Source organism: Thalassospira sp. MIT1004 (assembly GCF_001858545.1).
In the GTDB taxonomy this organism is placed as follows: domain Bacteria; phylum Pseudomonadota; class Alphaproteobacteria; order Rhodospirillales; family Thalassospiraceae; genus Thalassospira; species Thalassospira xiamenensis.
On record NZ_MCAO01000046.1, the window covers coordinates 145,852 to 158,483 of the forward strand.

The window sequence follows — 12,632 nt, forward strand, 5'->3', positions numbered from 1 at the left end:
AAAAAGAACGGATAGAATTCATGGCTTTGCTAAAGATCCACGAACCGGGCCAGACGCCGCTGCCCCACGAAGATGAACGCCAGCTTGCCGTTGGCATTGATCTGGGCACGACGAACTCCGTCGTCGCGATCTCGAACGATGAAAAACCCGAGGTGCTCCGCGATACATCCGGCGGCAATGCCATCGTGCCATCCGTCGTCTATTATGGCGCGGATGCCGATCCGGTGGTGGGCGAGGCCGCGCGCGATCAGATCAACGATAATGCGGATCGCGTCGTATCATCGGTCAAACGTCTGATGGGGCGCGGCATTGCCGATGTCAAATCGATTGCCGGCACGCTGCCCTATCATGTCGAAGTCCCGGCCGAGGACGCCACCCCATCGGGCGAACCGATGATGGTGCGCCTTAATGTCGGCGACCGCGTCCTGACCCCGGTGGAGGTTTCCGCCGATATCCTGCGTGCGCTTCGTGCGCGCGCCGAGGAAAGCCTTGGCAAGCCGGTCGAAAAGGCGGTGATCACCGTTCCGGCCTATTTCGATGATGGCGCACGCACCGCGACCAAGGACGCCGCCCGTCTGGCCGGGATCGAAGTCCTGCGTCTGGTGAACGAGCCAACCGCGGCCGCCCTTGCCTATGGCCTTGATAACGGGGCGGAGGGCCTTTATGCCGTCTATGACCTTGGCGGCGGCACCTTTGATATTTCCCTGCTTAAAATGCAAAAGGGCGTCTTCCAGGTGAAGGCAACCGGCGGTGATGCCGCCCTTGGCGGGGATGATTTCGATCACGCCATTGCCGAACATCTTCTGGCGGAACGTAAAGACGGCGGCACCACCGATGATCTTGATGCGTCGGATGCCAAACGTCTGCTTAAAACCGCGCGCAAGGTCAAAGAGGCGCTCACCGATGCCGATGAAACCGAAATCACCGTCTTGCTCGGTGGCGCGGAAACCACCCATACCGTCACCCGTGCCGCGTTCGATGCCATGATCGCCAAGCTGGTATCGCGCACGATTGCGATCACCGAACAGGTCCTTGATGACGCCGATATTCTGGCCGATGACGTCAAGGGCGTGGTGCTGGTCGGTGGCTCCACCCGTGTGCCCGCCGTGCGTAAGGCTGTGGCCGATCTGTTCGAACAGGAACCGCTTTCCGATATTGACCCGGACGAAGTCGTCGCCCTTGGCGCTGCCCTGCAGGCAGAGGCTTTGACGGGCGGCTCTGACAACCTTCTGCTCGACGTGACACCCTTGTCGCTCGGCCTTGAAACCATGGGCGGGATTGTCGAAAAGGTCATTGACCGGAACACCCCGATCCCGGTCGCCAAGGCACAGGAATTCACCACCTATCAGGATGGTCAGTCGGCCATGATGATCCATGTGGTGCAGGGTGAACGCGAAATGGTTGATCAGTGCCGGTCGCTTGCGCGCTTTGCCCTGACCGGCATTCCGTCAATGGCCGCTGGTGCTGCGCGCATCAAGGTGACGTTTAATGTCGATGCCGACGGCCTTCTGACCGTATCGGCACGCGAGGAAACCACCGGTACCGAACAGGAAGTCGCCGTCAAGCCGACCTATGGCATTAACGAGCTTGATATGGCCAACATGCTGCGCGAAAGCATGGTTCATGCCCGCGAGGATATGGAAATGCGCCTCCTGACCGAGGCACGGGTCGAGGCACGCCGTAATGTTCTGGCCGTGCAGGCCGCGATGAATGCTGACCGTGCGCTTCTGACGCCGGAGGACGAAGACAATATCGCAGGCGCGATTGCCAAACTCGAAGCCGCCATGTCGGGCACGGATCGCGACCTTATCAACGAACAGGCCGAGGCATTGGAAGACGCATCGCGTCCCTTTGCCGAGGCCCGTATGGACGCCCGCATCCGTCAGGCCCTTGCCGGTCGCAATGTCGATCAGGTGCATTAAACGGACCAGACATAATTGACAAACCGGCCAACTGCGGCGATTGTCCCGTGCAACCGCCAAGGTCAGGTCGGACCAGAGATCGAACGAAAAAGTATTACCGAGGAGAAAGGCACAGATGCCTAAGATCGTTTTTGTTGAACCCGATGGCACCGAAAAGGAATTTGACGTTGCCGACGGTCTGTCCGTTCTGGAAGCTGCCCACAAGAATGGCATCGACCTTGAAGGTGCCTGCGAAGGATCACTCGCTTGCTCGACCTGCCATGTCGTTGTTGACGATAGCTGGTTTGACAGGCTCGACGAGCCAAGCGAAGACGAGGAAGACATGCTCGACCTCGCATTCGGCCTGACCGAGACCTCGCGCCTTGGCTGCCAGATCATCATGAGCGACGAGCTCGACGGCCTGCGCGTCATGCTGCCGTCTGCCACGCGCAACATGATGGTCGACAAGTAACACCAAGATTTCCGCCCCGTTAATCCGCCCAAGCCCAAAGGGGGACACCCATGCGCTGGACAGATATTCAGGATATCGCGATCGAGCTCGAAGAAGCCCATCCCGACAAGGATAACGTCAATCTGCGTTATACCGATCTGCATAAATGGATCTGTGAACTTGACGGCTTTGACGACGATCCCGCGAAATCAAACGAGAAGATCCTCGAAGCCATCCAGATGGCATGGATCGATGAACGCGACGATTAGGATTTCTGCCATGCGGGATGCCCGCCTTCTTAGGCACCCGCAAAACCGGTAGAACCCGCATCGATACAAGCCAGCCCGGACCCTTCCGCAGGCTGGCTTTGTTTTATCCGTATTTCGACATCACCACGGGCAGGGGCTTTGACAACCATGACCGACACCTTCACCGATATCATCCCGGCCCAAAGCCTGTTTGGCCGACTGCGCACCAACGCCCCCGATGCATGGCAAAGCTATGTCTGCCACGACTTCGTCAAACAGCTTGGCAACGGAACCCTGCCGGAAGCCGCCTTTAAGCACTACCTCATTCAGGATTACCTGTTCCTGATCCAGTTTGCCCGTGCCTATGCGCTGGCAACCTACAAGGCCGATGATCTGCACGCCATGCGCCAGTTTTCCGGCACCGTCCACGCGATCCTTGATATGGAAATGAGCCTGCATCTCGACTTCTGCAAAGGCTGGGGCCTGTCTGAGGCCGACATCGTGGCAGAACCCGAATCCCGCGCCTGCATCACCTATACCCGTTATGTGCTTGATTGTGGGCTGCGGGGCGATGTGGTTGATCTTCAGGTCGCCCTGATGCCCTGTATGGTTGGCTATGCCGAAATCGCAAACCGCCTGATGGCAAGTTCTGATACAAGGCTGGATGGAAATCCGTACCGCCCCTGGATCGAGATGTATGCCTCGACCGAATTCCAGGACGTGGCAAAGGCCGAAATCGATCTTCTGGAACATACCGCGCAAACCCGCGGTGGCGATGCACGGATCGCGGGGCTCACGGAAATCTTCGCCAGGGCAAGCCGCCTTGAAGCCGATTTCTGGCAGATGGGGCTTGATCTGGCAAAATAGGCGCAGATGCCTTATATGAGTGCGAACATGCTTTCTGGGCTGGTTAAAACCGCCCGGTTTGTTGATCTCTTCCCGCTTTGCTCTTCCCGTCATTCCGGGCGAAGCGAAGCGCAGACCCGAGTGCCATCTTGCCGCAAGTCGCGGCATACCGGATAGGGCTGGATTCCCGCCTTCGCGGGAATGACGCGGGGCAGGGATCATGGACCGGACGCCGATACTGGTCTCGGTCTGCCGCTATTTTACATCAACTTCTTGTCGCCGCGGCCTTGACCCGCGGATGGGTGGGAAAAATGAACTCTCTTGGCTTTGACAAAGCCCCGAAAGATACCCGCGTGGTTGTTGCCATGTCGGGCGGGGTCGATAGCTCCGCCGTTGCGGCCCTTCTGAAGTCCGAAGGCTATGACGTGGTAGGCATTACCCTTCAGCTTTACGATATGGGGGCCAATGCGCCGTCACGCGCCAAATCCTGCTGTGCCGGGCGCGATATCTATGATGCGCGCAAGGTGGCCGAGGATATCGACATTCCCTATTACGTGCTCGATTACGAATCACGCTTCCGTGAAGAAGTGATCGACGATTTTGCCGACAGCTATATGCGTGGCGAAACCCCGATCCCGTGTGTGAAATGCAATCAGACGGTCAAATTCCGCGATCTGCTGGAAACCGCACATGACCTAGGTGCGGATTGCATGGCGACGGGCCATTATGTGCAGCGCAAACTGGGTGCCAACGGCCATGCCGAACTGCACCGCGCGGCCGATCCCAATCGCGATCAAAGCTATTTCCTGTTCACCACCACACAGGAACAGCTCGATTTCCTGCGCTTCCCGCTGGGTCATCTGATGAGCAAGGCCGAAACCCGTGCGCTTGCCGCCAAATTCGGCCTTGAAGTGGCCGACAAGCCCGACAGTCAGGACATCTGCTTTGTCCCGGATGGCAAATATGCCCGTCTGGTCGAAAAGCTCCGCCCCGAAGCCGGTGAACCGGGCCAGATTGTTGATCTTGATGGCAATGTGCTGGGCGATCATCGCGGCCTGATCCATTACACCATCGGCCAGCGGCGCGGTCTTAACATCGGTGGCACCGCAGAACCGCTTTATGTCGTCAAACTCCTGCCCGAAACCCGGCAGGTCGTGGTCGGCCCGAAATCGGCCCTTGCGATCCAGATGGTCTATGTCAAGGAACTGAACTGGCTTGATGGCGATGCGATTGACCCGAACGGGGTCGAGGTCGAAGTCAAACTCCGCTCCGCCATGGCCCCGGCCCCGGCCACCATCTACCCCGAGGGTACTGGCGAAGCGCGCATCGAACTGCACGACCCGCAGTTTGGCATCGCACCGGGGCAGGCGGGCGTTTTCTATTCTGGCAACCGGGTGATGGGCGGCGGCTGGATCACCCGTCAGGAACTTCTGGCGGCGGCCCGTGTACAGGATGCACCGACGGCGGCCTGATCATCCATAAAGCGGGCAGGCGGGGCATTTGCTCACCTGCCGGTTTTGCGGATATCTTTTTTCCGCAAAACACCAAAAAGGCGCTTGACGGGGGCGGTTCCCTGACGTAAAAACCGCCCCGTTCCGGCGCTTACGGAACCCGCAGAATATATACCCTATACATACTCTGTGGCCGAGTAGCTCAGCTGGTTAGAGCAGCGGAATCATAATCCGCGTGTCGGGGGTTCAAGTCCCTCCTCGGCTACCAATTAAAAAGCCTAGAGATTTGATTTCTCTAGGCTTTTTTCTTTTTCGATGTGCGGCTTGTCAATTTACCCACAAAATCACCCACAAACCAAACACGGTTTCAGCAAGTTCATATGTCTTTTGTGACTGAGACGTAATCGGCCAAATTGATGCCTTTGTTGATCTCTGTTTTGTATGATTCCGGCAATTGAGCGCCTATGGTTATGTCTTTTGTGGACATATTTCTTATCTCATCTGCGTATTTGATTCCGAAAAGATGGATTGCAACAACCTTTTTGCCTGTTGGTGCGTTCTTGTACATTGTGGCAAGTAGTTTTGAAGCTGACTCAATGTTCATGGTTTCCCCTTTTTCTGGCTAAACCTTCCCGCCGACACCTTTGAACTTCTCAACAAATGCAGCGATTTTTCGAAAAACGCTTTGTTTCTTGGTCAAATACTGAGGGTTTAGAGGACTCATTTTGGGAAGGATGGCATTGAGTTCCGTACCATTTTCACTGGCAAATTCCCGCTTAAGCGACGTGATGATATAGCGCTTGGCTTCTTCCGCATTAAGATTCTCAGATTTAATCAGTTCTTCCGCTTCCCGTTGTTGCTCAGCCTGCGCAAAGGCAAAGAAAACTTCGATCACGCTCGCTTTATCGCCAAGCTGGTCAAGGTCGGTTTGGTTGATAAAGTCCACCAAAAGGCTCTCTTTGGCGCGGTTGCCCAGGCTGGCGCGAATCACGCGGCGCATCTCTTCAACCAGATCGGCTTTGCTCTTGGTTTTTTTGCTGTGCTCAAAGATCAGCTCCAGAATGTAATCTAGGTTGATCTCTTGCGATTTCAGCAGGTCCACCTCAAACACCACATCATCCCAGTCGATTTTAGACTGGTCTTTTTCTGCTGCTGATTTCTCGCGGCGTAGCCAATCGCGGATGTCGTTATATGTGGATTTGTAATCCTGAATTTTCCGCTCGGCAGGTAACTTTATTCCCTGCAATGTGACGAGGTCTTCATCACTCAAATAGTACTCATCCTGAAATGCCTCGACTGCCTCCGGGTCATTTGTATCAACGTCTTGAAGGGCTTTCAGGCTGGCAAATTCATCATAGTTTTGCAGAACGTTTTCGACGCGCAGATATTCGCCAAATAGTTTGGCAAACGCCTTTTTGTCGGCTTCCTTTTCGATAGCCGAAGGGTCAGGAAAGCGCTGTTCGAGCTCCTGCACCACATCCGTAAAACCGCGCCGCGCTTCGCCGGATACAGCATCGGTGAAGCCGTCCATATATTCCTTGTAGCTCTTTTCCAGCACAACGTTTTTGGTGTTGTTATCGCCAAACAGGGTGATGGCGTCGATGGTGGGCTGTTCTAGGTCGCGGAAGGTCACGACATTACCAAAGGTTTTGGTGGCGTCGTAAATGCGGTTGGTGCGCGAATAGGCCTGCATCAGGCCGTGATAACGCAGGTTTTTATCCACGAACAAGGTATTGAGTGTGGGTGCATCAAAGCCGGTCAGGAACATGCCAACCACGATCAGCAAATCTATTTCCCTGTCCTTAACCCGCTTGGCCAGATCGCGGTAGTAAGTCTGGAAACCGTTGCCATCAACACTGAAATTGGTCTTGAAGTACGAATTGTAATCGCCAATCGCAGCATTCAAGCATTCTTTGGCAGTGCTATTCATGGCCGACACGTCAAAGCTTTCGTCGGTGATTTCACCCACCGAATCCTGCTCTTCATTGGCGGAAAACGAGAAAATAGTGGCAATCTTCAGCGGCCTTTCGCTGCCTGCCTGCAAATTTTTTAGCGTTTCATAATACAGTTTGGCAGCATCGACACTGCTGACGGCAAACATGGCATTAAAGCCTTTGCCTCCTGCTTGTAGACGATGGGTTTTCTGGCGAAAGTTCTTTAAGATGTACTCGGATACTTCGCGGATGCGCTCAGGATGCAAAAGGGCTTGCCTGTTTTCCGCCGCACTTAGCTTGTCTAGGTCTTGCTCAGTCTCAATGGCCTTGAATTTCGGGCGAACATCATTGTAGTCCACCTTGAACTTAAGCACCTTTTCATCGCGAATGGCGTCGGTGATGACATATGAATGCAGCTCGCGGCCAAATACACTGGCAGTGGTCTCCGCACCCAAGGCTGTCTGCGCGAAGATCGGTGTGCCGGTAAAGCCAAATTGATAAAACCGTTTAAATTTCTTCTTTAGATTTTTCTGCGCTTCACCAAACTGGCTGCGGTGGCATTCATCGAAAATGAACACGACCTGCTTGTTGTAGATGGGCAGGTCGCCTTCGCTTTTCATAAGGTTGTTAAGCTTCTGGATGGTGGTGACAACGATTTTATTGTCGTCTTTATCCATGTTGCGTTTGAGCCCGGCAGTACTGTCCGATCCATTAACACTATCAGGCGAAAAGCGCTGGTATTCCTTCATTGTTTGGTAATCGAGGTCTTTCCTGTCCACGACAAAAAACACCTTGTCGATATACGGAAGCTCGGTCGCCAAGTGCGCTGCTTTGAAGCTGGTTAGCGTTTTACCGGAGCCGGTGGTGTGCCAGATAAAACCACCGCCTTCGGGTTTGCTCCAGTTTTTGGCATTGTACGAACTTTCAATCTTCCACAAGATGCGCTCAGTGGCGGCAATCTGATACGGACGCATCACCAGCAAGGTGTCGCTGACATCAAACACCGAGTAATGCAGCAGCACATTGAGCAGGGTGTTTTTCTGAAAGAAGGTGGCGGTAAAGTCTTTCAGGTCTTTGATAAGGGTATTGTCAGCCTTCGCCCAATTCACGGTGAAGTCAAAGCTGTTTTTATTGCGCTGGGTGGTATTGGCGAAATAGCGTGTATCGGTGCCGTTTGAAATCACAAACAGCTGTAGGTATTTAAACAGCGAATGTTCGCTATTAAAGCTCTCTTTGCTGTATCGGTGTATCTGATTAAAGGCCTCACGAATGGCAACGCCGCGTTTCTTCAGCTCAATCTGCACCAGCGGCAGGCCATTTACCAAAATAGTGACATCATAGCGATTGGCGTGAGCGCCGGTTTGTTCAAATTGTTTTATGACCTGCACTTTGTTGCGGGCAATTTTCTTTTTATCGAACAGATAGATGTTGTGAATGCGGCCATCATCAAAAACAAAGTCATGAATATAGTCATCATGAACTTTGCGGGTCTTGTCGGTGATGCCATCGCTGGGTTTGTCCAGATAGGTCTCAACAAATCGCAGCCACTCACCATTCGCAAATTGCACATTATTAAGGGTTTGTAACTGCACACGCACGTTGGCAAGCATCGCCTTTGGCGTTGTTATGTCCGATAGATAGTCATAGCCCTGATTTTGGAGGTCTAGAACAAGCTCACGCTCCAAATCAGCTTCGCTCTGGTAGCTTTCAGCAACCGACCATTCCCTGCTGTATTTATCAAGAACGATAAAGCGGTTTGATTCTGCAATGGGTTTGGTTGTTTCGATCATCGTGCCGTGCCTTCTCGGAAGTAGCCATAATTGTCCAGATTGTCTAGCAGCAGCTTTACGGTTTGTTTTTCCTGCTCGGTAGGCTCACGGACCTCTTCACTTGACAATGTGCGATGGCTACTAAAAGTAATAATTCTCTTTAAATAGGCGTCTTTATCCCCGGGCGCAGTATCGAGTAAGTCACCCCATTTCTCATATCCAAGAAAACTGGCGGTTTTTTCATAAAGATTACGCAACAACGTAAAATGATACATTTCGACTTTGTTGTCTGCGATTGCTTTTCCCAAAGTCTTTTTCAGGTGCAGATGATAGGAAAAACTTTGATTGGAATCGCCGTGTTTTTCCAAAAGCGTAAACGTGCCATCCTCATGTTTTTCCAGCATGTAGCACGTTTTATTGTTAAATTCGTTATAAAGAACATTGTAAAATAATGGGCTGTGGGTGGTGATGATAAATTTCAGGTCAGATTTGCTGGATTTGATAAGCCCAGCGAAATTGACCGCCAATTCAATCAAGTGATTTTCATCCAACGAACTCACAGGATCATCAACAAATATATACTCTAGCTGATCAAACTGCCCAGTTTCTCGCTCTGCAGGTTCTGCTACATTGAGGATAGTGATCACCTGATCGAGCAAGGTATAGAAAACACTCCATATAAAGTTGCTTTCTTCGCCTTTGGATATTTTGAGGGGCTCAGTGCCCTTGTCATTCCCTCGCTCCATCGTGAACGTAACCTCAGCAAAGTCTTCGCTGAAATGCGGGGTTAACTTGTCATTCGTAAAGTGCTGGAAGTAGCTGACAATATTGACATTTTGCCCCAAGTCTTTAAGCAAAGTGAGCAGCCAGTCGGTATACGTATTCGGCTGGATTCTTAGCTTGGGTGAAGCATCATTTTCTAAATCGTTATCCCAGTAGAATAAATCTTCGGTGAAGGCATTATAATAAAGGATTCTTTCGCGTGGCGAAATTACTTCGCCACCTTCATCATTGCGTTTAGGTGCAATCAGATGTTTGAACTCCCGAGAAAGTCGCGTTTTACCTGTGCCGTTGAATGCATATATCAATTGCACTTTGGGCACCTGATTGACCACCTCAACCTCAGTAGTTTTCTTCTTTTTTACGGCCTGTGGCGCATTTAATTGCTGCGCAATTTCCATCAGCGTTTTGCTCATGTTACGCAGCCACCTCTTCAGGTTTCGGGAATCTCAGCAGCAAATCGCGGTAGTGTTCATATTGCTTTTGGCGCAGCTCAATTTCTCCGAGAAGTTCTTCTTGGATCACGTCCGTGAGCGTATCGAATTTATCGAGAATTGAGACGATCCGTGTTTGTTCTTTTTTCGACGGCACAGGAATTAAAATCTTGGCTAGATTGTCAGCATTTACACGCCTTATTTTTGTGCCTGTGATGTATTGTCGTTTTTGTTTTTGAAATTGTTCTGTCTGGAAAAAGTAAGCGACATACTTTGGGTTCAGATTATGAGTATAAAAGCATGCATCACTACTAACCACTATTTGATCAGGACCAAGCCAAGCAACAGCTTTGCAAACATCTTCATCAGTTTCGCTTGTTGTTGCAATGATCAAGTCACCGGCTTTAGCTTTGCGGGCTTTCATAGCAAAACTCTCTGAAATAAAAGACTTCGTCTCGTAGGTATATGTCCCGTAATGTGTATAAACTTGACCATAGTGAATGCAACCCACGCCCTTTTCAGTAAAGTCTTTCTTCTGCAATGCGCTACCACGAATGAACGTGCCTATATCGCTATGCCCCATAGGCAGTTGAGGTACATCGTTCTTATCAAAGGTGAACAACTGATCCCGATAGTGGTCGTATTGTTTTTTGCGCATCGTAAGCTCGGCTCTAAGCTCGGCTCTAAGCTCGGCTGTAATCTCCGTGAAGGCGTCCAATATGCGGACGATTTCCGCTTGGATATTTAGCGATTTTTCCGGGTCGTCAGGGCAGGGGATTGGAACCGGGTATTTTTCAAACATCGGCTTTCTAAGCGAAGTTACAGACGCATGAACAGAAATCTGTTTTAAATACTGAGCGAAATTACTTCTAATATAATGGAATAAGTATTTGGGGCTAATGTGATTTTTCGTTACAACAATGCGGTATGCTCTTTGGTGAAGGGCATATTTCCCTGACATGTAGTGGAAGACTTTTCCAACTCCCACACCATCCCCTGCTGTAATAATCGCAGTTTCATCAAACTCATATTCATTGATTGATCTTGGCATTTGGGAGCGCACAAAGAAGGGAAATTTACCGTCATTAGTAGCTTCATTTGTATTACGGCTTCCTGTTCCAATAATTGCGATCTCAGCCAATGGCTTCCAGACTACCTCAGCACCATTCAGCAATTTGTCCATAAAGCCTAAATCGCTCATGCTTCAATCTCCGCCACAATGGTCTCAATACCTGCGCGCAACTGGTTGATTTTGGCGGTGGTGGTTTCAATCTTAGCATTGAGCTCAGTAATATTAATCACTTCGCGGTTGTCTTCGGCCTCAATGTAGCTAGTAACTGAAAGGTTGTAGTCTTTGGCGGTGATTGCTGCGTAGCTCACTGACTTGGCGAAGTGATCTATGTTCGCTTTGCTGTCGAACGCCTTCATTATTTGCTGAATGTGACCTGGGTTTTGCTGATCTTCGCTATCGGTGAGTACGTTGTTATTGGTTTCTTTTTTAAACAGGCTACTCGCGTCAATAAACTGGATATCTGTGTTGGGCTTGTTTTTTGCCAGTACCAAAATATTTACTGCGATTGTGGTGCCATAGAATAGGTTGGGTGCCAATGAAATCACGGTTTCCACGTAGTTGTTATCCACCAGATATTTCCGGATTTTTTGTTCCGCCCCGCCACGGTAGAAAATACCGGGGAAACACACAATGGCCGCACGCCCCTTGCTGGAAAGGTAACTGAGCGCATGAAGAACAAAGGCGAAATCGGCTTTTGATTTTGGTGCGAGAACACCCGCCGGAGCAAAGCGGTCATCATTGATCAGGGTGGGGTCGTCACTGCCGATCCACTTTACCGAATACGGCGGGTTGGAGACGATGGCATCAAAGGGCTTGTCGTCCCCAAAATGCGGGTCGATCAGGGTGTTTCCCAGCTGGATATTGAACTTGTCATAGTTGATATTGTGCAAAAACATGTTCATCCGAGCCAGGTTGTAAGTCGTATAGTTGATCTCCTGACCGAAAAATCCCTCTTCAACAGTGTGGGCATCAAAATGCTTTTTGGCTTGCAACAACAGCGAGCCCGAACCACAGGCCGGGTCATAAATCTTGTTGACGCTGGTTTGCTTGTGCATTGCTAACTGCGCGATCAGTTTGGAGACATGTTGCGGGGTAAAAAATTCACCACCGGATTTACCTGCATTGGCGGCATAGTTGGAAATGAGGAATTCATAGGCGTCACCGAACAGATCAATCTGACTTCCTTCAAAATTGCCAAATTCCAGCTCTGCCATACCTTTGAGTACCGCAGCCAAGCGGGTATTTTTTTGTGTTACCGTATTACCAAGGCGGTTGCTGGTTGTATCAAAGCTAGCAAACAGTCCCTTGATGTCACTTTCTGAAGGATAGCCACTAGCTGAGGCTTCGATTGCAGCAAAGATTTCGCTTAAGTCGGTATTTAAGTTTTCGTTAGTGTTCGCATTTTTTGCAACATTGACGAATAGCTGGCTTGGATAAATGAAGTAGCCTTTGGTTTTGATAGCGTCGTCTTTGATCTCCGGTGTAATGACGCTATCGGGCAGAGCTGCATAGTTGATGCTGCTGTCTCCGGCTTCGATATAACTGGCAAAGTTTTCGCTGATAAAACGGTAAAACAGGGCGCCAAGCACATATTGCTTGAAATCCCAGCCATCCACCGCGCCACGCACATCGTTGGCAATGGCCCATATTTGGCGTTGCAGGGCGGCGCGTTGTTGGTTGCCGGTCATGAAAATCTTCCTGTTTCAACTAAAAAATATGCTTCGGTAGCTGAAGCTTGCCCGAAGT

Annotated in this window: 10 protein-coding genes and 1 tRNA gene; 6 read left to right on the forward strand and 5 right to left on the reverse strand. The window is 50.9% G+C overall.

The genetic code is table 11. The annotated features are described in order from the left end of the window. Positions 1-20 precede the first annotated feature (20 nt). The 6 genes from hscA (at position 21) to BC440_RS20645 (ending at position 5,165) form a co-directional block, all read left to right on the forward strand. Positions 21-1,922, forward strand: coding sequence for a Fe-S protein assembly chaperone HscA (gene hscA / locus BC440_RS20620; protein ID WP_071241205.1), 1,902 nt, complete (start codon positions 21-23; stop codon positions 1,920-1,922). Between the two features lie 115 nt (positions 1,923-2,037). After that, on the forward strand, positions 2,038-2,373 hold the full coding sequence (locus BC440_RS20625) for a ferredoxin family 2Fe-2S iron-sulfur cluster binding protein (RefSeq protein ID WP_007091922.1): 336 nt from the start codon (positions 2,038-2,040) through the stop codon (positions 2,371-2,373). A gap of 50 nt (positions 2,374-2,423) precedes the next feature. Next, positions 2,424-2,621 (forward strand): Fe-S cluster assembly protein IscX, encoded by a 198-nt coding sequence (gene iscX / locus BC440_RS20630; RefSeq protein ID WP_007091921.1) that lies wholly within the window; start codon positions 2,424-2,426, stop codon positions 2,619-2,621. A gap of 147 nt (positions 2,622-2,768) precedes the next feature. Beyond that, positions 2,769-3,467, forward strand: coding sequence for a thiaminase II (gene tenA, locus BC440_RS20635; protein WP_071241206.1), 699 nt, complete (start codon positions 2,769-2,771; stop codon positions 3,465-3,467). A gap of 290 nt (positions 3,468-3,757) precedes the next feature. Beyond that, positions 3,758-4,918 carry a tRNA 2-thiouridine(34) synthase MnmA gene (gene mnmA / locus BC440_RS20640; protein ID WP_071241208.1) on the forward strand — a complete coding sequence of 387 codons (1,161 nt, stop codon included), beginning with the start codon at positions 3,758-3,760 and terminating at the stop codon, positions 4,916-4,918. 170 nt (positions 4,919-5,088) lie between these two features. Beyond that, positions 5,089-5,165 (forward strand) — tRNA-Met (locus BC440_RS20645). A 108-nt stretch (positions 5,166-5,273) separates the two neighbouring features. Here BC440_RS20645 and BC440_RS20650 read toward each other — a convergent pair. The 5 genes from BC440_RS20650 to BC440_RS20670 are packed head-to-tail and all read right to left on the reverse strand — an operon-like array spanning position 5,274 to position 12,574. Beyond that, the gene (locus BC440_RS20650) at positions 5,274-5,501 is read right to left on the reverse strand and encodes a hypothetical protein (protein ID WP_071241210.1); all 228 of its coding nucleotides are present in this window, start codon (positions 5,499-5,501) and stop codon (positions 5,274-5,276) included. Between the two features lie 18 nt (positions 5,502-5,519). Beyond that, positions 5,520-8,621 carry a type I restriction endonuclease subunit R gene (locus tag BC440_RS20655; RefSeq protein ID WP_071241212.1) on the reverse strand — a complete coding sequence of 1,034 codons (3,102 nt, stop codon included), beginning with the start codon at positions 8,619-8,621 and terminating at the stop codon, positions 5,520-5,522. Next, the gene (locus BC440_RS20660) at positions 8,618-9,796 is read right to left on the reverse strand and encodes an anticodon nuclease (RefSeq protein ID WP_071241214.1); all 1,179 of its coding nucleotides are present in this window, start codon (positions 9,794-9,796) and stop codon (positions 8,618-8,620) included. Before BC440_RS20660 ends, BC440_RS20655 begins: the two co-directional genes overlap by 4 nt. 1 nt (position 9,797) lies before the next feature. Beyond that, entirely contained in the window at positions 9,798-11,015 is a 1,218-nt protein-coding gene (locus BC440_RS20665) for a restriction endonuclease subunit S (protein ID WP_071241216.1), read from the reverse strand. Then, the gene (locus BC440_RS20670) at positions 11,012-12,574 is read right to left on the reverse strand and encodes a type I restriction-modification system subunit M (protein WP_071241217.1); all 1,563 of its coding nucleotides are present in this window, start codon (positions 12,572-12,574) and stop codon (positions 11,012-11,014) included. Before BC440_RS20670 ends, BC440_RS20665 begins: the two co-directional genes overlap by 4 nt. Between the last annotated feature and the right edge of the window lie 58 nt (positions 12,575-12,632).